The organism is Pseudarthrobacter sp. fls2-241-R2A-168 (genome assembly GCF_030209335.1).
Classification (GTDB): Bacteria; Actinomycetota; Actinomycetes; order Actinomycetales; family Micrococcaceae; genus Arthrobacter.
Genome location: NZ_JARVSG010000013.1, coordinates 1 through 22,107 on the forward strand (window position 1 = coordinate 1; position 22,107 = coordinate 22,107).

Sequence of the window (22,107 nt, forward strand, 5' to 3'; positions counted from 1 at the left end):
CCAGCACACCCACATCCTGCAACAGGAAAGGGCTACGAAAAAGGTAACGAGCGTCGCAGCCGGAAAGTATCGGTGGGACGGATAGTTGATATCGAAAAACTCGCCTTCCCCAAATATATGAAGTGCCTCACAGTAGTTACAGGACCTGCACCAAACCGACCGCAGCCAGTAACCAAAAGGACTTCAACGTGGAAACTCCGCTCTCCCATCTTGCCCACCTCGAGATCACCACTCCGGACGTCGAAGCCTCGGCACGGTTCTACGAGGAAAAGTTCGGCATGCGCATCATCGACCGCGTGGACGGCAACGTCTACCTGCGCTGCTGGGGCGACTACTACCGCTACAGCCTGGTGATCACCGAAGGCGCCGAAGCGTCCCTGGGCCGGATGGCCTGGCGCACCAACTCCCAGGCAGCCCTCGAAGCCGCAGCCCAGCGCATCGAAGCGACCGGCGTGCAGGGCACCTGGACCGCCGGCGGCCACGGCTACGGCAAGGCCTATGAATTCACCGGCCCCTACGGCCACCACATGCGCCTGTTTTACGACGTGGAAAAGTTCGTGGCCGAGCCCGGCTTCGAATCCACCTACCCGGACCGCCCGGAGCGCCGCAGCAGCCACGCCGCCGCCCCCCGCTTCCTGGACCACGTCACAGTAGCCGCCTCCGATGTCCGCGGTTTCGCCAAGTGGTACAACGAGGCCCTGGGTTTCCGCGTCATGGCGTTCGTGGACCTGGATGAAGCGCCCATCACCGTGTTCTCCGTGCTGACCACCAACGAAAAGTCGCACGACCTCGGCGTCGTCCTGGACACCTCCAGCCGCGCCGGCCGCGTCAACCACATCGCCTTCTGGGTGGATGCCACCGAGGACCTGCTCCGCACCGCCGACGTCATGATGGAAAACGGGACCGCCATGGAATACGGCCCCTCCATCCACGGCGTGGGCGAGCAGAACTTCCTCTATTTCCGCGACCCCTCCGGCCTGCGCGTGGAGCTCAACTCCGGCGGCTACCGCAATTACGTCCCGGACTGGGAAGCCAGCACCTGGAAGCCCTCGCTCGGTTCCAACAACTTCTACAAGAACGGTGCCATGCCGCACTCCATGACCGAATCCTTCCCGCCGGCCGAGGGCTTCACCGCCACCGAAGAAGGCGCTTCCCCGGAAATGAAGGAAGCCCTCCTGAACCCGTACGCCAAGCAGGGCCGGGGCTAAGACACCATGGCTGAAACCTTTGCACTCATCCGCTTCCAGGAAGCCGGCGACGCCAAGGCCCGTGCCGGCCTGCTGCTTGAAGACCGTGTCCTGCCGCTGGACGGGGACATCAACTCCCTGATCGAGCACTGGGGCACCACCGAACCCCAGCTGGACAGCCTGGCCGCCTCGGCAGGCAAGGACACCGGCCTGGCGCTGGCCGACGTCGAAATCCTTGCTCCGGTGGAGCCCGCGCAGGTGCTGCAGACCGGTGCGAACTACCGCAAGCACGTCATCGACCTCGCCGCAGCCCACCGCGAACCCGGCGAGGTCGAGGAGGAAGTGCGCGCCAAGACCGCCGCCATGATGGACAAGCGCGCAGGCCAGGGCACGCCGTACTTCTTCATCGGGCTCCCGACGGCGATCGCGTCCGCCACGGACGACCTCACCCTGCCGTCCTACTCCAAGTCCCACGACTGGGAACTGGAACTGGCGGCGGTGATCGGAAAGACGGCGTTCCGGGTCACCCCCGAGGAAGCCCTGGAATACGTGTTCGGCTACACCATGGTCAACGACATCACCACCCGCGAGTACGTTTTCCGCAAGGACATGCCCGCCATCGGTTCGGACTGGTACCGCGCCAAAAACGCCCCGGGCTTCCTGCCCACCGGGCCGCTGCTGGTCCCGGCCAAGTTCTTCGGTGACCCCCAGGACGTCCAGGTCACCCTGAAGCTCAACGGCAAAGCCATGCAGGACGAGTCCACGCAGGACATGATCTTCGGTGTGGCCAAGCTGGTCAGCGAAGCGTCGCAGATCATGCCGCTGCGCCCGGGCGACCTGGTGCTCACCGGCAGCCCCGCCGGCAACGGCCAGCACTGGGGCCGGCTGCTCCAGGACGGGGACGTCATGGAAGGCACCATCACCGGGCTGGGCACCCAGCTCATCCACTGCAAGGACGAAACCACAAGTGAAGGTGTCCAGTGACCACCCAGGACACTGCATTGACCACCGGCACCGGGGAATCAACTGATTCCCCGGTTATCCGGCGTGAGGATCCGCTCGGCAGCATCCGGGCCATGGCGCAGGCCCACAACAACTGGGGCCGCTGGGGCCAGGACGACGTCCTGGGTACCCTGAACTTCATCGACGCCGGAAAGCGCATCGAAGCCGCAGCCCTGGTGAAGACCGGCGAGGCGTTCTCGCTGTCCCAGCCGTTCGACACCAACGGCCCCCAGAAGGGCTGGCGCCGCCGCACCAACCCGGTGCACACCATGACGGACACCGGGGTGGACGCCGAACGCGGCAACCAGGGCTTCCCGCACGGCTTCGGCGGCGCGGATGATGTCATAGCCATGCCGCTGCAGTGTTCCACTCAATGGGACGGCCTGGGCCACATCTTCGACCAGGGCAAGGCCTGGAACGGCCGCGCCGCCGGGGACGTGGTCACCTCCGAGGGCGACCTGGTAACCGGCATCGAGACCGCTGCCGCCAAGATCGTCACCCGGGGCGTGCTGCTCGACGTCGGCCGGGCGCTCGGCCCCGAACTGGGAAGGAACGACGGCGAACTGCCGGACGGATTCGCGATCACCCCGGAACACCTCCAGCGGACCATCGACCTGCAAGGCACCAGCTCAACCGTGGGCCGGGGCGACATTGTGATAATCCGCACCGGCCAGTACACGAGGGTCCGCCGCGACGGCTGGGGCGACTACGCCGGCGGGTCAGCCCCGGGGCTCTCCTTTACTGCCGCGCCCTGGCTGCACCGCAGCGAAATTGCCGGAATCGCCACCGACACCTGGGGTTTCGAGGTCCGTCCGAACGAGTTCGACGCCGCCTTCCAGCCCCTGCACCAGATCGCGATCCCCAACCTTGGCCTGTTCCTGGGCGAGATGTGGGACCCGGACGGGCTGGCCGAGGCGTGCGCGGCGGACGGCAGGTACGACTTCCTGCTCACCGCAGCCCCGCTCCCCATCACCGGGGCAGTCGGATCACCGGTCAACCCGATCGCCGTCCGGTAATCCCCGTCCGGTAGCTTCAGTTAAAACAGCAACAACCACCAGCAGTATCGCCGTCAATACAAAGGAGTCAGCGATGGCAGCAGTACAGAACGTCGGAATCGTTGGGGCGGGAGCCGCTGGGCTGGCCGCAGCCATCCTCCTGGCCGACGCCGGAATCCAAGTTGAAATCCTCGAAAAGGCGGACGCCCCGCAGACCCTTGGATCCGGCATTACCCTGCAGGGCAACGCCCTGCGGGTCCTCCGGCAACTCGGCGTCTGGGACCAGGTGGAGGCGAAGGGCTACGGGTTCAGCACCCTGGGCCTGCGCGCCCCGGACCCCGCCGGCACCGTCATCGCCGTCCTCGAAGACATCCGGACCGGCGGCGAGGACCTTCCCGCCACCATGGGCATGTACCGCCCGGACCTCACCGCCATCCTCCGCGAACGCGCCGAGCAGGCCGGTGCGCGGATCAGCTACGGCAGGACCGTCACCGGAATAACGGACGACGGCGGGTCCGTCACCGTGGGCACCGCCGACGGCGGCAGCGCCACCTACGACCTGCTGATCGGCGCGGATGGCCTGCACTCGGCAGTTCGCAAGGCCATCGGCATCGAGGTTGAACCCCAGTCCACGGGCATGGGAATCTGGCGTGCTTTCGTGGAGCGCCCCGAGGAAGTGGTCCGCACGGACCTGACCTACGGTGGCCCCTGCTTCATCGCCGGCTACTGCCCCACCGGCCCTGACACCATCTACGCCTACCTGGTGGAGAAGGCCCAGGAGCGCAAGCACGAGGACGGCCCCCGCATCATGGCTGAACTCGCCGCGGCCTACGGCGGACCGTGGAACGAGATCCGCGCCAACCTGGACCACAGCGCCCGCATCAACTACACGTGGTTCACCACCCACCTGGTGGACGGGCCCTGGAACCGCGGCCGCAGCGTCATCATCGGCGACGCCGCACACAGCTGCCCGCCCACCATTGCGCAGGGTGCTGCTATGGCGATGGAGGATGCGGCTGTGCTTGCCGAACTCCTGATCAGTGCCGACGACGTTACGGAGACGCTCTGGAAAGAGTTCACCGACCGCCGCCTGGACAGGGCAAAGGCAGTTGTCAACGCGTCCGTCCAGTTGGGCCAATGGATGCTCGACGGCGTCCGGGATGCCAATGTGCCCGGCCTCATGCATTCAATCTCCAGCCTCGTTAAGGAACCCGCATGAGCACCGATTCTGTTCAAGCCCCCACCGTTGACGTCCATGCCCATATCCTGCTTCCGGCCCTGCAGCAGCTCGTGGCCGAGGCCGATCCCGAGGGCTTCGGCGCGCAGCAGGCCCTGGAGGTGCGGCGCAACGGACCCGAGTCCATGGCCGCGTCGGGCCGGATGATCAAGGAGCGCTGGCCGCAGCTGACGGACCTGGACCGCCGGCTCGCTGACATGGACGCCCAGGGCGTGGACGTGCAGCTGGTCTCGCCGTCGCCGTCGCACTTCTATTACTTTGCCGGTGGGGAACTGGGTTTGAAACTGGCCAAGGCCGCCAACCAGGCGGTGCGGGAGTTCGTGGACCGCGCGCCGGACCGGCTCAACGGCCTCGGCCTGGTCCCGCTCCAGCACCCTGCCCTGATGGTGGAAGCACTGGAGCATGCCGTGCTCGAATGCGGGCTGCTGGGTGTGGAGATCGGTTCGTTCGCCGCCACCCCAAACGACCCGGAGCGCAGCACCGTGGAACTGTCCGATCCCCGGCTTGAGCCGTTCTGGGGCCGGGCCGAGGAACTGGGCGCCCTGGTGTTCCTGCACCCGTTCGGCTGCTCGCTGGATGAGCGGCTGGACCGCTTCTACCTGGCCAACACCGTGTCCCAGCCCGCCGAGAATGCGGTGGCCCTGTCCCACTTGATCTTCAGCGGTGTCCTGGACCGGCACCCGGAACTCAACGTTGTGGCAGCGCACGGCGGCGGATACCTTCCCACCACCTTGGGCCGCTCGGACCACGCGTGGAAGGTCCGCCCTGAGGCACACGGCTGCGCCCAGCCGCCGTCGTCCTACCTGAAGAAGCTCTATTTCGACTCGCTCGTCCACAGTCCCGCTGAACTGCGGGCTCTCGTGGCAGCCTCGGGTCCGGAGCAGGTGCTGCTGGGCTCGGACTATCCGTTCGACATGGGCTCCGACCTTCCCGCGGACGAGGTCCAGGCTGCCGGCCTGTCTTCCGACGACGAAACCCGGGTTTTGGGCGGCAACGCACGCACGCTGGGAATCACCGCGGCGGCCGCCCTGGCCGCCCGACGCAACGCTTAAGGAACACGTACATGGTCAAGATTGCCCGTTGGGATCACGACGGCGGGGCGCAGTCCGGCTTTGTGGACGGCGAAAACTGCTATGCTCTGCCGGCAGGGCAGTCCGTCCAGACAATGCTCGACGCGGGACTGGACGAAACCCTGCGCATTGCCCGGGATACCGTAGGTTCCGCTGCCCCCGTTCCGCTGGCGGATGTGCAGCTGCTCGCCCCGCTGGTGCCCGCCACCATCCGCGACTTCGTGGCGTTCGAGGAACACGTCGAAGGCGTGCGGAAGAGCATCGACGGTGTGGCCGGCGTCGTGCCCGAATGGTACGAGGCGCCCACCTTCTACTTCACCAACCCGCATACGGTGACGGGCACCGGCGAGGTGATCGGTATTCCGGCGGGTTGTACGGACCTGGACTTTGAAACGGAAGTGGCTGCCGTCGTCGGACGCGTTCCGGGCAGCGACGGGCGGAACCTGAGCGCGGAGGATGCCCACCGGCACATCTTCGGGTACACCGTGCTCAACGACTGGTCCGCACGGGACCTGCAGCGCCGGGAGATGAAGGTCAGCCTGGGGCCCTGCAAGGGCAAGGACTTCGCCAACACCCTGGGCCCCTGGATTGTCACGGCGGACGAGTTCGAGGACCGGCACGACGCCGAGGGGTTCCTGCCGATCTCCATGGCTGTCGAAGTCAACGGGGAAGGCATTGGCCAGGACCTGCTCTCCAACATGGCCTGGCCGTTCGCGGAGCTGGTGGCCTATGCCTCGCAGGACTCGGTGGTGCGGCCCGGCGATGTGCTGGGCTCCGGCACCTGCGGCAGCGGCTGCCTGGCCGAACTCTGGGGACGCAACGGCGCCCAGACTCCCCCGCCGCTGAAAACCGGAGACGTGGTGAAGATGACGGTGGAAGGGATCGGAACCATCGAGAACACGGTGGGCGCCCGGCGCGAGGCCGTAACCCGGGTTCCGGCCCGAACCCGGCCGCGCAACCGGGTGGCAGCTGCGGCTCCGTCCGGAATCTAGGGTGGTTTCGCTTCAGCTCGAGGGCCGGACGGTGGTGGTCACCGGCGCAGGCCAGGGCCAGGGTGCCGAGGAGGCGCGCCTGCTGGCGGAGGCCGGCGCGCGCGTGATTGCAACCGATCTTGCGGCGGAAATGCCCGACGGGCTGGGCACGGAGCCTTCGGCCTCGGCCGGCGCCCTGGTGTACCGGCAACTGGACGTGGGCGATGCCTCCGGCTGGTCCGGGCTCGCTGCCTGGATCCGGTCCCAGGGCTGGCAGGTGGACGGGCTGGTCAACAACGCCGGCATCACCCAGCGAAGCCGGCTGCTGGAGGCGTCCGTGGCCGACCTTCAGAAGGTCTACGAGGTCAACGTTGCCGGCAGCCTGTTGGGAATCCAGTCGCTAACGCCCTTGATGGGCAGCGGAGCGTCCATCGTTAATGTCGGCTCTGTTGCAGGCCTGACGGCGCATTATCCGGTGGCCTACACCGCGAGCAAGTGGGCGCTGCGAGGGTTGTCCCAAGTGGCAGCGATGGAACTTGGCCCGCGCGGGATCCGGGTCAACACCGTCCATCCGGGCTTCATCGAAACACCCATGACGGCGGGCGCCAAGCCCGAGTTCCGGCAGGCCACCCTGGCCGAAACCCCGCTGGGACGCACCGGAAGCGTGGAGGAGGTCGCCGCCGTCGTGCTTTTCCTGCTCAGCCCGCTCTCTTCCTTCGTGACGGGTGCCGACATCCCGGTGGACGGCGGCCAGGCATCCCACGGCGGCGCGAAGTCGGTCTCCGACGCCCTGCGCTGACCGCCCCCCACCCAACTGAGTAGCGCTAAGTGTCGTTTTCGAGCGTCAAAACGACACTTAGCGCTACGTAGTTGGGGGAAGGGGCGGGAGTCAGCCCGGCAGGACCGCCGACCAGCCGCCGTCGACCATCAGGTTGGCGCCGGTCACGTATGAGGCCTCGTCCGATGCGAGGAACAGGGCGCACTTTGCCACTTCCTCGGGCGCGCCGATCCGGCCCAGCGGGATGCTGCCGGCGATGGTCCGCATCGGATGGTCCGGAGCGAGGAGGTTGCCCTCGCTGGCCGCGGCGGGAAGGGGAACGGCGTCTTGGGTCTAGGTGGTATCCGCCGCGTGGATAGTCCCGCAGATAGTCAGGGCCACGGGCTCAGGCGTCTTCCGCAGGAGTGTCTGCGGCTGGTGCTGCGGCGTCTGCGGCGAGGGCCTTGCGCCGGCGGGAAACCTGGATGGCGATGGCGGTGGGGATCGCGGCCAAAGCGGTGATCCGCATCCAGGGCCGGTCCAGGACGTGGCCGGTGAGCGCATCCAGGGAGTAGAGGCCGGAGCCGCCGATCGTGAACGCGGCGGCTGCCAGGCCCAGCACTGCCGGGTACTCGAGGCCGCCCTCCTGGGCGAAGAAGCCGTTCGGGGCATGGACGCTGGCGGCGACACCCATAGTGGTGGCGGCAGCGGCGCCGGCGGCAGGAGTGGCCAGCCCCAAGGCCAAGGCCAGACCGGCTCCTGCTTCACCCACACCCGCGAGGACGGCGCTGGGTTTTGCGGGACGGAACCCCATGGCGTGCATGCCCTTGCTGGTGCCTTCGACGCCTCCCCCGCCGAACCAGCCGAAAAGTTTTTGGGATCCGTGGGCGATGAGCACGCCTCCCAGGCCCACCCGGAACAGGGTCTGTGCGGCGGCGGCCGCCTCGGGGCTGGTGGTTACATTGCGCATAACAGTCCTCCTTATGGGGTTGCCCGAGTCGCTGCCCGGCTCGCTGTCAGCACGAGTCTACGGCTGCGAAACCACCCCATCACAGGGGGAGAATCATGCAGGGTACCCCCTCCGGCAGCGGGTACAAGCCGCGGCTCTATGGGGTATCCGCCGCGTGGATAGCCACCGGATGGGTATCCACGGGGAAGAGCTCGTGGAGCCGGGCACAGGAGCGCTGGACCACGGACCGCAGCCACACGCTCGCCGGGTCCTCCGCCTGGGACGGGTGCCAGTACATGGCCTCCACGAGGGACGCCTCCGTCCCGCCGGAGAACTCCAGCACCACGATGTCCGCGCCGCGCTGAGCCCGTCCGGCCAGCATCCGGGGGACGAGTGCCACCAGGTCTGTGCCCTCAACCAGGAGCGGCAGGGACAGGAATCCGGCCACCACGGCCGCCACCCGGCGCTGGATGCCCCGGGACTCGAACAGCTTGTCCGCCGGGGTGCTGATGCCCTCACCGAAATAGCCGACGGCGTGCGGCACCGCTGTCAGGTCTTCGAGGGTCAGGCGGGGCTGCTGGAGCAGCGGGTTGCCGGCGTCGGTCACGGCCACGAAGCTGTCCCGGAAGAGCTGTTTGCTGGCTCCCTGCATCTGGTACCCCGTGGGCCCCACCAGCAGGTCGATTTTGGAGTAGTCGGCCATCTGGCCCTGGATCCCTGAGCCGGCGGTGGGGACGAAGTCCACCGAGACGCCGGGGGCTTCTTCCCGCAGGATCCCGCGCAGCGGCCCCACGATCAGCGCCGCAGCGTAGTCCGAGGCGGCGATGATGAACTCGCGCTCGCTGGTGGCGGCGTCGAACCCGGACCGCACGCGCGTGGCCCGCTGGATGTGAAGCATGGCTTCATCAACCAGCGGGACCAGCGACTGGGCAAAGGGCGTGAGGTCATAGGTGCGGCCGTTGCGGACCAGGAGCTCGTCGTCGAAATGGCGCCGGAGCCTGGCCATCGCCGCGCTGGTGGCCGGCTGGCTGAGCTGGAGCCGCTCCGCCGCCCGGGAGATGTTGCGCAGTTCCAGCAGGACCTGAAGTTGGGGCAGCAGGTTCAGGTCCAGGTTCTTCATACCCACAGGTTATCCGTGCCCGCCGTTCCGCCCTTTTAGCGGCCGCCTTTCTACGATTCGCATGGGTCAGGAACCCAGTTCCTCTGCCACCTTCCGGGCGCCGCGCACGGCGATGGCGACGCTCATCAGGGTGGGGTTCATCGCCGTCGCCGTCGGAATCAGGGCGTTGCCGCCCACCACCAGGTTCTCGTAGCCCCACACCTTGGACCAAGGATCCGCCACCGAGGTGCCGTCGTCGGTGGCGCCCATCCGCATGGTGCCCTGGTAGTGCAGGCTGGAGCCGTTGGGCATCAGCCGGGGCTCGGCAACAAAGACGCCAAGGGCCTTGCCGGCGCGGCGCAGCCGTTCCGTGGCCTGGGCGATCTCCGTTTCCTCCCGCTCGGTGAGCGCGTAGTCGATGGTCATGTTCGGGAAGCCGCGGTAGTCCGGCTCGTTGTCGTCAAAGGTGACGGCGTCCTCGAAGCGCGGGTGCTTGCGCAGGCCGTAGCCCATGTTGACGTAGCCCCAGCGGTTCTCCGAGTACGGGGTGCCCGGTTCCATGGGGAACGGCGTGGTTTCGGTGTACATCACCTGGACCGAGAAGGGGTGTTCGGGCTCGGAGAACGGGATGCGGTTCACGGCTGCCACCGGATCAGCGGAATTCAGCGCACGCCGGGCCAGCTCAGCCTTGAGGTCCTCGTCCGTGGCGAAGCGGCCCATCTTTTCGGCGTCGAGCGCCACCGTGGAAATGACTACGGGGTGCTCAGTGAGGTAGTGGCCCAGCGCCTGCGGCCGGACACCCGAGGCCCACAACAGCTGCGGGGAACGGAAGGCGTCGGCGGCCACCACCACGATGTCGGCTGCCACAAAGGAGGTCTCCCCCGTGCGCAGGTCCTGCACCGTGACGCCGGTGACGCGCTGTCCGTCCAGCTCCACCCGGCGGACCAGAGTGAGGTCGCGGAGTTCGAACTGCTTCGAGAGCGGGCTGTCCTTGTCGATCAGCGGTCCGAGGACGACGTCCGCACCCGCCCAGCGCACGGACCCGTCCGGCTGCGGGTCCCCGGCCACTGGAAGGGTGCCCACCCCGTAGCCGTCCGGCAGTTCCGCGCCGAACTCTTCGTCCAGGAGGGACCGGATGGCTTCGCCCACCTTGGAGTCCGCGAACGCGGCGCTGTGGACGTGCAGCAGCTGCTTGGCGTCCTCAACCAGGCCGTCCCACTCGTCGTCGGCGATGAAGGGGAGCTTTTCGCTGAAGGCGGGCGACGGCGTCGCGCAGGTCCAGTGCGCGCCCTGGCCGCCCACGTTGGTGGCCGCAGCCGCGGCCGGGAAGGAGGGTGCGTGGGCTGAGCCTGCACCGCCGAAGTCCAGCAGATGCGTGCCCTGGCGGGCGGTAAACATGCCCTCGGTGACGGTGCCTGCCGGAATGCCCAGCGATTCCCGGTAGGCGCCGGCCTGCGGCCCCTGGGACATCTCCCGCGCGCGCGCCTTCTCGGCAGGATCGGGGATGTTGCGGACGCTCTCGCCGGGGACGTCGGTGAGCTGCGGTCCGGCTTCGAACATCACCACGTGCGCGTTCGGGGCCTGCTCCAGGAGCACCCGTGCGTAAGTGGAACCGATGGGTCCGCTGCCGACGATGGCAATGGTGGGGTTGGACATGATGTCTCCTTTGAAATCAGGCCGAGAGGGATTCGGAAGTGGTGGAAGCGGGAACGGGGTCGTCGGAGAGGCGGCCATGCGGAAGCAGGACCGCGGCGACAATCCCCACCGCGTAGGTGGCTGCCAAGGCAATGAAGATCGGAGTGAAGACTGAGCTGTAGATCTGTGCCACGCTGGCCTGGATGGCAGGCGCGGCCGCATGCACCAGCTGCGGCGTCAGGGTGGAAGCATCAAGGCCTGCCGGCAGGAGCGCGGCGACGCCGAAGCCAACCACTCCGCCGATGACCGCCGTCGCCACGGTGGACCCCACCTGCCGGACCAGGTTGATGGTGGCCGTGATGGTGCCGGTCTGGCTGGCCGGGGCGGCGCCCTGGACTACCGCCACAATCAGGCTCATAAACGCCCCGGTGCCCATCCCCACCACGGCCATCACCATCATGGGAACCCACAGCGGAAGGCCCGCGGGCAGCATGGCCATCACCAGAAGCCCGGCCGCCCCCATCATGGTTCCCACTATCGGGAAAATCCGGTACTGCCCTGTCCGGCTGGCCAGCCATCCGGTCAGCAGGTTGCTGACCAGCATGCCGAACACCGTAGCGATCGGTACGAGCCCGGACACGGTGGCGGTGGTCTGGTAGGCCATCTGGAAGTACGTGGGCAGGTAGGCGGTGATGGAGAAGAGGCCGACGCCGATAATCGCCGAGAGTGCCGTGCCTGCAGCGATGGTCCGGTTGGCGAAGAAGTGGAGCGGCACGATGGGTTCGGGTGCGCGCCGCTCGATGAAAAAGAAGGCGGCAAAGCCGGCGATGCTTACCGCGAGGGCGGCGGCCATAGCGAAGCCTGCGCTGCGTTCGGCGGCCCAGGTAACGGCGAGCACCAGTGCCACCAGGGCGGTGGTGAAGACCGCCGCCCCGGCAACGTCCAAGTGGCGGGGCATGGGGCCGGGCTCCAGATGGGGTACGGCGATGAGCGCCAGGCCCAGCGCCGCAGCCCCCACCGGAATGTTGATCCAGAAGACCCACTGCCAGCCCCAAAAGTCGGTGATGGCACCCCCAAGGACGGGGCCTACCAGGATGGCGATCGGGAACGCCGCGCCGATGATGGCCATATAGCGGGGCCGTTCCCGCTGGGTGGTGACGCGGGCAATGATGGTCTGGGACATCAGCTGCAGGCCCGCGGAGCTCATGCCCTGCAGGACACGGGCGGCAATGAGCCAGGACATATCCGTGGCGAAGCCGCAGGCCAGTGAGGCGGCCAGGAACATCACCAGCGAGCAGAGAAAGATGCGGCGGGCACCCAGCACGTCACCGAGTTTGCCGAGTACTGGCAGCAGCACGGTGCTGGCGAGGGTGTAGCCCACCACAACCCAGCTCATGAGCGTCAATGCACCCAGTTCACCGGCGATGGTTGCCAGGGAAGTGGACACGACGGTATGGTCCAGGGCCCCGAGGAAGGAGACCGAGAGCAGGGCGACAACAAGGAGACGGAGTCTCAAAGGCGAAAGTGGCATAGTGATCTACCCGAACGATCGGGCCGTCGACGCGACGTGGTGTGCCCCCGGCGCACCATCACACCGGAGAACGGGTCCGGAAGGAACCCCGGCGCCGTTATCCATGATACTGCACTTTAGTCAGAAAACAACATAAGAATGTATGTATCAGACATGACGGAACGCTCTGCCTACGCATTGAGCAGGGCACGGGTCAGCGCCATGTCCTGCAGCAGCTCCGCCAGGTCCGTTGCCGGGCCGCCCGACAAGCAGGCGTCGAAGGTCCGGCGGAGCGCCAGGCGTGCTGACGATTCGTAGCGTTCCGGAGCCCGTAAAGACCCTTCTTCGGTGACGGTTTCCACCCGGGCGAGCCCGGCGGGCTGGTCCACGGTGACCTCCGTCCGCACCTCGCCGAGGGCAAGCACCTGGAGCAGGCCTCCGGCATGAGGACCACCGATGGCGGTTGCCGAAAGGGTGGCAGGAACAGTCCCGCCTTGGGAGTCGCCTGCGTGCAGGAGTGCGATCCTGCTGTGCACTGTGGCAATGCTTGACTGAAGCGCCACCGTTCCGCCGGCGAGGGACCGCATCCAGCCGAAGCCGTCGCAGATGAGCGCACCGAGGCCTGCGGCGGGGGCAGCACACTCAACGGTGATGATCCGGGCGGGGGTGCCGCGCCGCGCCGCAACCGCGGCGGCTACAAGATCCGGGCGGATGCGGGGTCGTTCAACGATCACCGGGATGTCCCCGGGCCAACGCTCTGACTCAACGGCTCCCCGCGGAAGAACAGCAGGATCGGCCAGCACCACGGCCGCTGCTCCGCCGGCGCGCGCGGCCAGCATCCCCTGCCACCAGTCGCCTGCTCCTGGCACCACCGCCACCGCACCATGCGCGTTTTCCGACAGGGCAGCACTCACGGGAAGCTCGGCGACGGCCGCCGTATAGGCGGGCAGTTCGGTGAAAACGCTGAACCCCAAACCTTCACTCATTGCGGCACCCCTTCAAGAACTTTGGCCGCAGCGGCGTCGGCCAGATCGATGGCGTACAGGGCGTCAGCCAACAGTTCGTCGTACTCCACGGGGGCATCTCCCTCAAGGAGCGAAGCCAGCAGGCGCCACTCGGCCACATAGCCGTCCTCATCATCCCGCGGATACTCCGTCCACAATCCGTCAACGCTCCGCATCCGGGTGGCGGCGCTTCCGGCATGGACAAAGGCAGGCGGGAAATTGACCTCGATGCGGTCATGGGAAGTAGCGATACTCATCCGCCACAGGGCATCCGGCCCTTCTGGAAGCATGGTAAGCGCCAACTGGACCAGGACTCCCCCGGCCCGGTACCCCACCAGGTAGCCGATCGGGGAAACGACCCTCGCGTAGACCACTTCGTCAATGCCCGGCGCGATGTCCCGTACGGCAGGAAGGTCATGGATTGCCAGGCCCGTCAGCAGCTGCCGGAGAATGCCTGCCGCCACGGCAGGGTTGCCAAGGTCGGGGCGTCCCTGCCGGGCAGCCTGGAAAGGACCGTCCTCGCCAACCAGCCGGTGGTACCTGTCGTTCGGCGGAAGCGCCAGCGTCACCGAGATGGCCTGCACCCTGCCCTCCAGGGCCACGAGGTGGTGCTTGGCGCGCCCCCACGCGGCGTCGAACAGATGGTTCGTCCCCACCAGCAGGGTGGCGCCTGCCGCCCTGCATGCCGAGACAACGCGGTCAGCTTCCTCCCTGCTGGTGGCCAGCGGCTTCTCGCAGAAAATGGCGCGCTTGCCCGCGGCGAGCGCCGCCAGGATCTGGCGGGAGTGCTCACCGGGCGGGCTGCAGATGGCCACCAGGTCCACAGCCGGGTCCGCCAGCAGGGCAGCCTCACCCTCCGACCAACGGGCAGCATGCCGTTCAGCCAGGACCCGGGCGCGCCCGCTTCCCGCATCGGCAACATGCACCACGGCGAACAGGTCGGCGAGCCGCCCCAGCACCGGCAGGTGAAGCGCTGCAACACCGGGCCCGGCGCCGATAGTCCCCACGTTCCAAGGCATCGTCGCCCTCCTTCTTCTGTCACTATTATTCATAAGTGCGGAAGGATCTGGCTATAGTGGCCGCAAACCGCGCGTTAGTGGGCTGCGATGTGTGAGAATTGGAAACTATGACGACAGAGTCCACCCTCCGCTTCGGAGCCCAGACCGATGAAGTGACGAGCCTCCTGAGGATTGTTAACCTCGTGCGGACGGGCGAGGCAACCACCCGCCCCGAAATCGGCAAGGTCACCGGCCTGGGCAGGGGTGTTGTCAGCCAGCGTGTGGACCAGGCCATCCAGTTCGGCTTCCTCGGCGAGGGAGAGTTCGGCGCCTCCTCCGGCGGCCGTGCGCCCCGGACCCTGCGCTTTCGCGCCGAGCAGGGGCGGATCATCATCTGTGCCCTCGGAGCGGCCCATATCAGGGTGGGTTTGACGGCGCTCGACGGCGACGTCCTGGAGCACACGCACCGCAGCTGGGATATTTCCCGCGGTCCCGAGAAGACCATTGAGGCAGTCATGGCCCTCGTGGACGAGGTGCTGGAAAAGAATTCCAACGTGCCAGTCTGGGCTGTGGTGGTGGGCCTTCCCGGCCCGGTCGACTTTGCTTCCGGGCAGCCCGTGTCTCCCCCCATCATGCCCGGGTGGAACGGCTTCGACGTCCGGACCCCGTTCGAGGAGCGCTTCAACGCGCCGGTCTGGGTGGATAACGACGTCAACCTGCTGGCCCTCGGTGAGCGTGCCCGCCGCCGTGATTCCCTGGCGGACCTTATCTACTGCAAGATCGGCTCCGGAATCGGGGCAGGACTGCTGTCCCAGGGCAGGATCCACCGCGGCGCCAACGGCGCTGCCGGGGACATCGGCCATGTGCGGGTCCTGGACTCCACCGCCCAGTGCCGCTGCGGAAAGATCGGCTGCCTGGAAGCCGTGGCAAGCGGCTGGGCCCTGGTCAGGGATGCGGAACAAGCCATTAGGGATGGCGCCAACAGCTCCATGGCCGCGATAGCGAAAAAGGGAGAGCTGACCCTCGAGGAGATCACCCTTGCGGTGCGGTCCGGCGACGCCCTGGCCATCACCTTGATTCAGAAGTCGGCGCGCGTGGCGGGCGAGACCATTTCCGCCCTGGTGAACATGTTCAACCCCAGCGTCATCGTCATCGGCGGCGCCATGGGGTCGGCCGGCGAGGTATTCCTGGCGGAAGTCCGGCAGAGGGTCTACGAGCTCTCGCTGCCGCTGGCCACCCGCGATCTGACGATCACCCTCTCCGTGGCCGACGAGCGCGAACCCCTCCGCGGCGGCGCTGAACTGGCGCGCGAGCAGCTGTTCGATGTCACCTTCCCGCGCTGGTTTGCTGATGGCCGCCCCTCACCGGAGCGGGTCGCAGTTCCCGCCTAGGATCAGCACCCGGCGCGCCGGATCAGGCGACGTCAAGGGAGACACTGGGGACCGGTTTTCCGTCCAGTTCCAGCCGGGCCTCCAGATGGAACGGCAAGACCAGCGGCGAGCCGGGCCGCGCCTGCAGGTACGGCACCATCAGCTGGAAGTCGACAGCGACGGGATGCGTCCCGGGTGGCAGCGCGCGCCGGCCCGCCAGGACAAGCCGGTCCTGCACAAACCACCAGCCCCGTTCTTCCCGCAGGGCCTCCGGGGACATTCGACGAGAGCCGAGCATCACCTCCAACTCCCCTTGCACCAAGGGAACGCCGTCCACCTCCACCGCCAGGCCGGCGATGCTGGAGAGCGGCATGGAGCGGATCCACGGCAGGCCGATGCGGAGTTCAAAACCTTCGGCAGTGGCGGTCAGCGCATCGTCGCGCACGGCGGTTCCCAACATGGCTTCCATCCTTTATCCTAAAAGTGACATAAGTTTGTCATTAACAAGCATAAAGGGGAAGACGCCCTATGGCTCCCGAAATTCCGAGCAGCTGGACGCTGTGCGCCAGCTCCTTCAACTGGACCCCTGACATCATCGCCGCGCGACGGACCGCCCAGGACGTCGTCACCGGCATCGCAGATTCTGTGGTGCAAAAGATCGAACTCGAGCCCGGACTGGTATGGCGCTCCTTTCCCGCTCCCAGCGACGCCGAAGTGGACGGGCTGCGGGATGCCCTGGCGGCGAGGGGCGGAGCCATCAGCATCCTTGGCGCCAGTCTGGATGACTTCACACCGACGGAACGCCGCCCCCTGCAGGAACGCCTGGATTTCCTGGTCCCCCAGATACGTGCCGCGCACCGCGTGGGAGCCAGCGGCATCCGGCTCCCGATCGGGCAGGCGGGGACGGAACTGCTCAGGCTGGTCCAGCCGCTGCTGCATGAGCTCGATCTGGTGGTGTATGAGGAGATCCAGGGGCAGCAGGCCCCGGGCAGCGCCGCCGTCGAACCTGCCCTCGAAGCGATAGCCGCCCTCGGAGATGACCACGTGCGGGTCCTCGTGGACATCAGCATGCTGATGCCCGCCCTTCCCGTCACCTACCTCGAAGAGCTGCACCGGGGCGGCTTGCCTGAGGACTTCCTGGGGCGGCTGGAGAATGACTGGCAGGACCCGGCCACTATCGACGCCGTCACCGCCCTCCTCCGCTCAGGAGGCGTGCCCCCGCGCATCCACACCCTCTTTATGAACCTGCTCATCCGTTTCGGCCGCAGCGACGCGGCAGACCTGCGGGGCATCCTCCCCATGGTGGGCGCCTTCCACCTGAAGTTCTGGGACCTGCACGACGACGGCGGGAGGGTTTCGCAGCCGCTGCGGGACCTGGGCGCCCTCCTGGGCCGCAACCGCTTCAGCGGCACCCTCACCAGTGAGTGGGGCGGCCACGAGTGGCTGCAGGACGACCCCACAGACATGACCCGGCGGCACCTTGCACTGGCCGGGGCAGCCCTCGTCGGGGGCCGCGTGAGTAACGTGGCCTGCTGACGGAAGGGTCCCGCTTCAGGACGCTTCAAGTACGTGCCCTAGGATTCTCCCATGAGCGCAGTGTCGGGCCATCAGCCTCCCGGGTTTCGTGCTTCGCAGCGCCGTAACGCCGATCCTGCCCACCCCTTAGCCGCCTCCCGCGAGGCGGAAGTGCGGGAGAAAGTCCTGCGGGCAGCAAGCAACCTGATCGACCGGCTCACCTATGAGTCCGTCACCATTGACGCGGTAGCCAGGGCGTCGGGGGTGAGCAAAACAACGCTGTACCGCTATTGGCCATCGCGTCAGCTGCTGGTGCTGGAAGCGTTCACCTATAAAACGAACCTGCTCACCGACGTTCATGACACCGGCGATGTGGCAAGGGACCTGCATGCCTACCTCGTGGCGCTGACCTATTGCCTGAAGGTGGGTGGAGCGGCGTCCACAGTCGCCAACCTGCTGGCTGAGGCCATCAGGGACGCAGAATTCGCCGTCCATCTTCGGCAAACAATGCTCCGGGAGCGTCGGCAAGCATTCCTGACGATCATTCAGCGGGCCCAGCACCGGGGGCAAGTGCGGGGCGACATCGACGCCGGCATGGTTATCGATGCCCTCTACGGGGCAATCCATCACCGGCTGATTGCGACAGGCCAGGACATCGACGGAGCCTTCTTGCGGAACCTGTCCGGCTTCGCCGTTGCCGGCATGGCAACCCCCGAATACCTGGAAGGCGGCCGGGCAAGGACGTAGGCCGCCGCTGCTCCCGCGCCACCGGAGGTGGAACGTCTGGTGGCAATTCGTCCCATTCAGTGGTTCCCAAGGCAGCAGGGAAGAGATGGTGGAACCAGCGCAGAAGCGCACTCCCTATCGAGCCAAGGAGCCCCACACACAATGACCGCTACAGCAATCCTCCCCAGGACCGATGTAGGTGCCCAGCACCCGGAACTGTACAAAGCCATCAATTCCGCAGCCTTGAGGGCGGACCGGGCCGCCCTGGGAGAGGGACTCTCGCCACTGCTTATAGAGCTGGTAAAGATCCGCGCCTCCCAGATCAACGGCTGTGCATTCTGCCTGCGGATCCACACCAAGGACTCGCTGGCGAAAGGTGAGAGCCCGGAGCGGCTGAGTGTGCTGCCCGCCTGGCGGGAGAGCCTGTACTTCGACGATCAGGAACGCGCGGCACTGGCCCTTTGCGAATACATCACGCTGATCCAGGACTCCCCCACAAATGCGGGCTGGTACCAGTCAGCGGCCGGGCAGTTGACTCCGGGACAGGTGTCCGCCGTGACGTGGCTGACTATGACGATCAATACCTACAACCGGATAGCAATCAGCAGCGCCTACGCAGTCAAGCCGGAATAGCCGAAAGCCCGGCCCCGGGGTTTTCCGGGGCCGGGCTTTGGGCTGAATTAGTTGGTGCTGAATTACTTCGTGCTGAAGGCGGCGTCGAAAGCTGCCGCCGAGGGCTCGTAACTGGAGAGCCTGCGGACGAATGCCAGCGCTTCGGGGGCGCCGGCCAGGCGGTCCATGCCGGCGTCCTCCCACTCCACGGACAACGGCCCGCGGTAGTTGATGGAGTTGAGCATCCGGAAGGCGTCCTCCCAGGGCACGTCGCCGTGGCCTGTGGAGATGAAGTCCCAGCCGCGGCGCGGGTCGGCCCATGCCAGGTGGGACGAGAGCCGGCCGTTGCGCCCGTTGGTCAGGCGCTTCTTCGTGTCCTTGCAGTGCACGTGGTAGATCCGGTCCTTGAAGTCCCACAGGAACCCCACGGGATCGATGTCCTGCCACACCATGTGGCTCGGATCCCAGTTCAGCCCGAAGGCCTCACGGTGCCCGATCGCCTCCAGCGTGCGCTGGGTGGTCCAGTAGTCGTAGGCGATCTCGGACGGGTGCACTTCGTGGGCAAACCGGACTCCCACCTCGTCGAAGACGTCCAGGATGGGGTTCCACCGGTCGGCAAAGTCCTGGTACCCGGCGTCCACCATCTTTTCGGAGGCCGGCGGAAACATCGCCACGTACTTCCAGATGGACGAACCCGTAAATCCGGTTACCGTCTTCACGCCAAGCTTGGCGGCGAGCCGGGCGGTGTTCTTCATTTCCTCGGCGGCACGCCGGCGCACCCCTTCAGGGTCGCCGTCGCCCCAGACGTTGTCCGGCAGGATCCCGCGGTGCCGTTCGTCGATGGGGTCATCGCACACGGCCTGGCCTTTGAGGTGGTTGGAGATCGTCCATACCTTAAGGCCGTGGCGTTCCAGGATGTCGAGTTTGCCCTGCACGTATGCATCGTCGTCCCAACGCCAGGGGTCCAGGTGGTCGCCCCAGCAGGCGATTTCCAGCCCGTCGTAGCCCCACTCGCCGGCGAGCCGGGCCACCTCCTCAAACGGCAGGTCGGCCCACTGGCCGGTGAACAGCGTAATTGGTCGTGCCATGTGTTTCCCCTCCTACGAAACCTGCGCCGGGACGCTGGCGGCGACGCGTGTCCAGGCGGACTCATTTTCGGAACTGCGCTCGACGGCGTCGAGCACCCGCTGCACCCGCAGCCCGTCAGCGAACGTGGGATGCGGATCGGTGCCGCCCACGATTCCTTCCACGAGGTCCTTGACCTGATGGGAGAACCCGTGCTCGTAGCCGAGCATGTGCCCGGCCGGCCACCACGCCGAGACGTAGGGATGCTCGGCCTCGGTGACCAGGATTTTCCGGAAGCCCTGGCGGTCCGCGGGCGCCGTCCGGTCGTAGAACTGGACGCTGTTGAGATCCTCAAGGTCGAACGCCAGTGCGCCCTTGTCCCCCGAGACTTCGATCTGCAGCGCGTTCTTCCGGCCGGTGGCAAAGCGTGAGGCCTCGAACGATGCCAGCGCACCGGATTCGAACCTGCCGGTGAAGATGGCGATGTCGTCCACCGTCACCGGGCCTTTGCCAGCACCGGCGGTGCCGGAGAGCCCGGAACCCGAGTCAAGAAGGGGGCGCTCCTTCACGATGGTGTCGATGGTGCCGGAGACCTTTTCGAGGTTCAGCCCGGTCACGAACTGGGCCAGGTCAATGGCGTGGGCGCCGATGTCACCCAGGGCCCCGGAGCCGGCATGTTCCTTCTGCAGGCGCCAGGCCAGCGGCATCTCCGGGTCCACGAGCCAGTCCTGCCGGTACGAGGCACGCACCTGGTTGATGGTCCCCACGGCGCCTTCGGCGATCAGGTTACGGAGAAACGTGGCGGCGGGAACCCGGCGGTAAGTGAACCCCACCATCGCCCGGACGCCCCGGGCGGCGGCCCGCCCGGCAACCTCAGCCATCGCTTCGGCCTCGGCCACCGTATTGGCCAGCGGCTTTTCGCAGAGGACGTGCTTCCCGGCTTCAAGGGCGGCGATCGCGATCTCGGCATGTGAGTCGCCGGGGGTCACGATGTCGACGACGTCGATATCGTCCCGTGCGATGACCTCACGCCAGTCGGTGGCCGACTCAGCCCAGCCCCATTTTTGCGCTGCGTCCGCCACTGCGTCGGCGTTCCGCCCCACGATGACGGCCATCTCCGGTTCGGCCGGCAGGTCAAACACGCGGGGTGCGGTCCGCCAGCCCTGGGAGTGGGCAGCGCCCATGAAGCCATAACCGATCATGGCCACCCGCAGGGTTGTCATGCCAGCACGACCTTGCGCTCAACCGCCACCCGGTTTCCGACGTAGCGCATGGGCGCGATCTGCATGTAAAGCAGGCGGAGGGTGAGGATGACTTCGACGTCGATCTCCTCGCCCGCGTCGGGGATGCGGTCCAGGGGGATGATGACGTCCGGCTTGTCAGCGACGAACCAGAGCGTTTCCCATTGCTCGGGCAGCTCCGCGATGGAGTAGGACTTGCCCTGCAGCTCGAAGCGGAGGGCTTCCTTGGGGATCGCCACACCGTTGACGGTGGCCGCAACATCGTCCACGGCCGACAGCCAGAGGCTGCGGTACCAGGGCAGTTGGACGGACACCGAAATGCCCTCGGGGTGCCTGCGGACGTCGGCGTCCTGGAACAGGGAGTTGTGAGTTGCCATGATGGTCCTTACTCGAAGGTCTCGACGAAAGTTTGGTGCGGCACGGGCGGTTGCGGTTCGAGCGTTTGCCGGGCCGACGGGTTGTAGGGGTGGTACTCGCTGGGGACGGGCTCGTCCGCGGGCGGCATGAACACGGGCTTGCCGTCGTCACCGAAATACATGAGGTCCAGGGCGAAGGCATGCTGGTTCTTCTCGGCGAAGCTGATCCAGTTCTCCTCAAAGGGCGCACGGAGGAGCTCGTAGCAGCGGAACTTCCAGATCTTCCATTCGCCGTCCTGGCGCAGGAAGTCCACCGCGTACTTGCACCAGACCCAGTGGGCCCAGACCTTCTTGCCCTGTACCTCGCCTGGCGAGTACATGTAGTCCGGGCTGTCCTTGGCCACTTCCGGGTCGGTCAGGCCGGACTCGTTGCCGGTCATGATCCAAACGCCCTTGGCGGTCTTGCCGTCCGCGGCCACCTCGATGACGGGCGTGGTGGTGTAGTGCAGGATCAACTTGCCCTCTGGCCGCGGACGGCCCTGGTGGTAGCGGATGACGCTGTCGTAGTCCGTGTACTGGCCGGCGTTGGTGTACCTCGCCCGGATGCCGGATGTACCCGGCTTGACCCACAGCGGGATGATTTGTTCATCCTCAAAGGCATTGTGGAGGTACATATAGCGGTTGAACAGGTTCTCAATGTCGCCCCGGTCATTGGCCCTGCGGGCCAGGTTCAGGGCTTCGGCCAGTTCGTCCCGGAGCCGCTCCACCTCGGCAGTGAGGTCGGTATCGATTGCAGACACGGGTCTCC

Annotated in this window: 23 protein-coding genes; 11 read left to right on the forward strand and 12 right to left on the reverse strand. The window is 66.7% G+C overall.

The window, feature by feature from the left end:
- Positions 1-188 precede the first annotated feature (188 nt).
- The 7 genes from QRN11_RS09280 to QRN11_RS09310 all read left to right on the forward strand — a co-directional run bounded on the left by QRN11_RS09280 (position 189) and on the right by QRN11_RS09310 (position 7,261).
- The gene (locus QRN11_RS09280) at positions 189-1,208 is read left to right on the forward strand and encodes a VOC family protein (protein ID WP_285250725.1); all 1,020 of its coding nucleotides are present in this window, start codon (positions 189-191) and stop codon (positions 1,206-1,208) included.
- Positions 1,209-1,214: 6 nt separating this feature from the next.
- On the forward strand, positions 1,215-2,171 hold the full coding sequence (locus QRN11_RS09285) for a fumarylacetoacetate hydrolase family protein (protein ID WP_285250726.1): 957 nt from the start codon (positions 1,215-1,217) through the stop codon (positions 2,169-2,171).
- Complete coding sequence (locus QRN11_RS09290; RefSeq protein ID WP_285250727.1) at positions 2,168-3,205, forward strand: cyclase family protein; 1,038 nt, start codon at positions 2,168-2,170, stop codon at positions 3,203-3,205. The genes QRN11_RS09285 and QRN11_RS09290 overlap by 4 nt, the downstream gene beginning before the upstream one ends.
- Before the next feature lie 73 nt (positions 3,206-3,278).
- Entirely contained in the window at positions 3,279-4,403 is a 1,125-nt protein-coding gene (locus tag QRN11_RS09295) for an FAD-dependent monooxygenase (protein ID WP_285250728.1), read from the forward strand.
- The gene (locus QRN11_RS09300) at positions 4,400-5,473 is read left to right on the forward strand and encodes an amidohydrolase family protein (protein ID WP_285250729.1); all 1,074 of its coding nucleotides are present in this window, start codon (positions 4,400-4,402) and stop codon (positions 5,471-5,473) included. Before QRN11_RS09295 ends, QRN11_RS09300 begins: the two co-directional genes overlap by 4 nt.
- A gap of 11 nt (positions 5,474-5,484) precedes the next feature.
- Positions 5,485-6,483, forward strand: coding sequence for a fumarylacetoacetate hydrolase family protein (locus QRN11_RS09305; protein ID WP_285250730.1), 999 nt, complete (start codon positions 5,485-5,487; stop codon positions 6,481-6,483).
- Between the two features lies 1 nt (position 6,484).
- On the forward strand, positions 6,485-7,261 hold the full coding sequence (locus tag QRN11_RS09310; protein ID WP_285250731.1) for an SDR family NAD(P)-dependent oxidoreductase: 777 nt from the start codon (positions 6,485-6,487) through the stop codon (positions 7,259-7,261).
- A gap of 90 nt (positions 7,262-7,351) precedes the next feature.
- Here QRN11_RS09310 and QRN11_RS09315 read toward each other — a convergent pair whose 3' ends face one another.
- From QRN11_RS09315 to QRN11_RS09345, 7 genes are all read right to left on the reverse strand, one after another.
- Positions 7,352-7,507 (reverse strand): SDR family oxidoreductase, encoded by a 156-nt coding sequence (locus QRN11_RS09315; RefSeq protein ID WP_502935023.1) that lies wholly within the window; start codon positions 7,505-7,507, stop codon positions 7,352-7,354.
- A 118-nt stretch (positions 7,508-7,625) separates the two neighbouring features.
- Positions 7,626-8,189 (reverse strand): DoxX family protein, encoded by a 564-nt coding sequence (locus tag QRN11_RS09320; RefSeq protein ID WP_285250732.1) that lies wholly within the window; start codon positions 8,187-8,189, stop codon positions 7,626-7,628.
- 136 nt (positions 8,190-8,325) lie between these two features.
- Positions 8,326-9,288: a LysR family transcriptional regulator gene (locus tag QRN11_RS09325; RefSeq protein ID WP_285250733.1), complete on the reverse strand. Its 963-nt coding sequence runs from the start codon at positions 9,286-9,288 to the stop codon at positions 8,326-8,328.
- 66 nt (positions 9,289-9,354) lie between these two features.
- Complete coding sequence (locus QRN11_RS09330; RefSeq protein WP_285250734.1) at positions 9,355-10,923, reverse strand: GMC oxidoreductase; 1,569 nt, start codon at positions 10,921-10,923, stop codon at positions 9,355-9,357.
- 16 nt (positions 10,924-10,939) lie between these two features.
- Positions 10,940-12,418, reverse strand: a complete 1,479-nt coding sequence (locus QRN11_RS09335) for an MFS transporter (RefSeq protein ID WP_285250735.1) — start codon at positions 12,416-12,418, stop codon at positions 10,940-10,942.
- A gap of 185 nt (positions 12,419-12,603) precedes the next feature.
- Positions 12,604-13,398 (reverse strand): hypothetical protein, encoded by a 795-nt coding sequence (locus tag QRN11_RS09340; RefSeq protein ID WP_285250736.1) that lies wholly within the window; start codon positions 13,396-13,398, stop codon positions 12,604-12,606.
- Entirely contained in the window at positions 13,395-14,435 is a 1,041-nt protein-coding gene (locus QRN11_RS09345) for a Gfo/Idh/MocA family protein (protein WP_285250737.1), read from the reverse strand. Before QRN11_RS09345 ends, QRN11_RS09340 begins: the two co-directional genes overlap by 4 nt.
- A gap of 107 nt (positions 14,436-14,542) precedes the next feature.
- Here QRN11_RS09345 and QRN11_RS09350 point away from each other — a divergent pair, with 107 nt between their 5' ends.
- Entirely contained in the window at positions 14,543-15,805 is a 1,263-nt protein-coding gene (locus tag QRN11_RS09350; RefSeq protein ID WP_285250738.1) for an ROK family protein, read from the forward strand.
- Positions 15,806-15,827: 22 nt separating this feature from the next.
- Here the strand turns inward: QRN11_RS09350 and QRN11_RS09355 are convergent, their stop codons facing one another.
- Positions 15,828-16,244, reverse strand: a complete 417-nt coding sequence (locus tag QRN11_RS09355) for a C-glycoside deglycosidase beta subunit domain-containing protein (RefSeq protein ID WP_285250739.1) — start codon at positions 16,242-16,244, stop codon at positions 15,828-15,830.
- A 68-nt stretch (positions 16,245-16,312) separates the two neighbouring features.
- On the opposite strand from QRN11_RS09355, the gene QRN11_RS09360 reads away from it, so the two are divergent.
- From QRN11_RS09360 to QRN11_RS09370, 3 genes are all read left to right on the forward strand, one after another.
- Positions 16,313-17,320, forward strand: coding sequence for an apurinic/apyrimidinic endonuclease family protein (locus tag QRN11_RS09360; RefSeq protein WP_285250740.1), 1,008 nt, complete (start codon positions 16,313-16,315; stop codon positions 17,318-17,320).
- Between the two features lie 51 nt (positions 17,321-17,371).
- Entirely contained in the window at positions 17,372-18,046 is a 675-nt protein-coding gene (locus tag QRN11_RS09365) for a TetR/AcrR family transcriptional regulator (RefSeq protein WP_285250741.1), read from the forward strand.
- A gap of 141 nt (positions 18,047-18,187) precedes the next feature.
- Positions 18,188-18,658 carry a carboxymuconolactone decarboxylase family protein gene (locus tag QRN11_RS09370; protein ID WP_285250742.1) on the forward strand — a complete coding sequence of 157 codons (471 nt, stop codon included), beginning with the start codon at positions 18,188-18,190 and terminating at the stop codon, positions 18,656-18,658.
- 62 nt (positions 18,659-18,720) lie between these two features.
- On the opposite strand, the gene QRN11_RS09375 is transcribed toward QRN11_RS09370, so the two are convergent.
- Genes QRN11_RS09375 through QRN11_RS09390 form a run of 4 tightly spaced genes read right to left on the reverse strand, consistent with a single transcriptional unit; the run spans position 18,721 to position 22,099 of the window.
- On the reverse strand, positions 18,721-19,725 hold the full coding sequence (locus QRN11_RS09375; protein WP_285250743.1) for a sugar phosphate isomerase/epimerase family protein: 1,005 nt from the start codon (positions 19,723-19,725) through the stop codon (positions 18,721-18,723).
- A gap of 12 nt (positions 19,726-19,737) precedes the next feature.
- Complete coding sequence (locus QRN11_RS09380; protein WP_285250744.1) at positions 19,738-20,925, reverse strand: Gfo/Idh/MocA family protein; 1,188 nt, start codon at positions 20,923-20,925, stop codon at positions 19,738-19,740.
- A complete protein-coding gene (locus tag QRN11_RS09385) occupies positions 20,922-21,320 on the reverse strand; it encodes a C-glycoside deglycosidase beta subunit domain-containing protein (protein ID WP_163167123.1) in 399 nt (132 codons plus the stop codon). The genes QRN11_RS09380 and QRN11_RS09385 overlap by 4 nt, the downstream gene beginning before the upstream one ends.
- Before the next feature lie 8 nt (positions 21,321-21,328).
- Positions 21,329-22,099, reverse strand: coding sequence for a nuclear transport factor 2 family protein (locus tag QRN11_RS09390; protein ID WP_285250745.1), 771 nt, complete (start codon positions 22,097-22,099; stop codon positions 21,329-21,331).
- Positions 22,100-22,107 lie beyond the last annotated feature (8 nt).

Excerpts from the sequence above, each read along its gene's own strand:
- QRN11_RS09285 (WP_285250726.1), top strand. The coding sequence starts at position 1,215 with ATGGCTGAAACCTTTGCACTCATCCGCTTCCAGGAAGCCGGCGACGCC.
- QRN11_RS09295 (WP_285250728.1), top strand. The coding sequence starts at position 3,279 with ATGGCAGCAGTACAGAACGTCGGAATCGTTGGGGCGGGAGCCGCTGGG.
- QRN11_RS09300 (WP_285250729.1), top strand. The coding sequence starts at position 4,400 with ATGAGCACCGATTCTGTTCAAGCCCCCACCGTTGACGTCCATGCCCAT.
- QRN11_RS09305 (WP_285250730.1), top strand. The coding sequence starts at position 5,485 with ATGGTCAAGATTGCCCGTTGGGATCACGACGGCGGGGCGCAGTCCGGC.
- QRN11_RS09315 (WP_502935023.1), bottom strand. The coding sequence starts at position 7,507 with ATGCGGACCATCGCCGGCAGCATCCCGCTGGGCCGGATCGGCGCGCCC.
- QRN11_RS09320 (WP_285250732.1), bottom strand. The coding sequence starts at position 8,189 with ATGCGCAATGTAACCACCAGCCCCGAGGCGGCCGCCGCCGCACAGACC.
- QRN11_RS09325 (WP_285250733.1), bottom strand. The coding sequence starts at position 9,288 with ATGAAGAACCTGGACCTGAACCTGCTGCCCCAACTTCAGGTCCTGCTG.
- QRN11_RS09330 (WP_285250734.1), bottom strand. The coding sequence starts at position 10,923 with ATGTCCAACCCCACCATTGCCATCGTCGGCAGCGGACCCATCGGTTCC.
- QRN11_RS09340 (WP_285250736.1), bottom strand. The coding sequence starts at position 13,398 with ATGAGTGAAGGTTTGGGGTTCAGCGTTTTCACCGAACTGCCCGCCTAT.
- QRN11_RS09345 (WP_285250737.1), bottom strand. The coding sequence starts at position 14,435 with ATGCCTTGGAACGTGGGGACTATCGGCGCCGGGCCCGGTGTTGCAGCG.
- QRN11_RS09350 (WP_285250738.1), top strand. The coding sequence starts at position 14,543 with ATGACGACAGAGTCCACCCTCCGCTTCGGAGCCCAGACCGATGAAGTG.
- QRN11_RS09355 (WP_285250739.1), bottom strand. The coding sequence starts at position 16,244 with ATGTTGGGAACCGCCGTGCGCGACGATGCGCTGACCGCCACTGCCGAA.
- QRN11_RS09360 (WP_285250740.1), top strand. The coding sequence starts at position 16,313 with ATGGCTCCCGAAATTCCGAGCAGCTGGACGCTGTGCGCCAGCTCCTTC.
- QRN11_RS09365 (WP_285250741.1), top strand. The coding sequence starts at position 17,372 with ATGAGCGCAGTGTCGGGCCATCAGCCTCCCGGGTTTCGTGCTTCGCAG.
- QRN11_RS09370 (WP_285250742.1), top strand. The coding sequence starts at position 18,188 with ATGACCGCTACAGCAATCCTCCCCAGGACCGATGTAGGTGCCCAGCAC.
- QRN11_RS09375 (WP_285250743.1), bottom strand. The coding sequence starts at position 19,725 with ATGGCACGACCAATTACGCTGTTCACCGGCCAGTGGGCCGACCTGCCG.
- QRN11_RS09380 (WP_285250744.1), bottom strand. The coding sequence starts at position 20,925 with ATGACAACCCTGCGGGTGGCCATGATCGGTTATGGCTTCATGGGCGCT.
- QRN11_RS09385 (WP_163167123.1), bottom strand. The coding sequence starts at position 21,320 with ATGGCAACTCACAACTCCCTGTTCCAGGACGCCGACGTCCGCAGGCAC.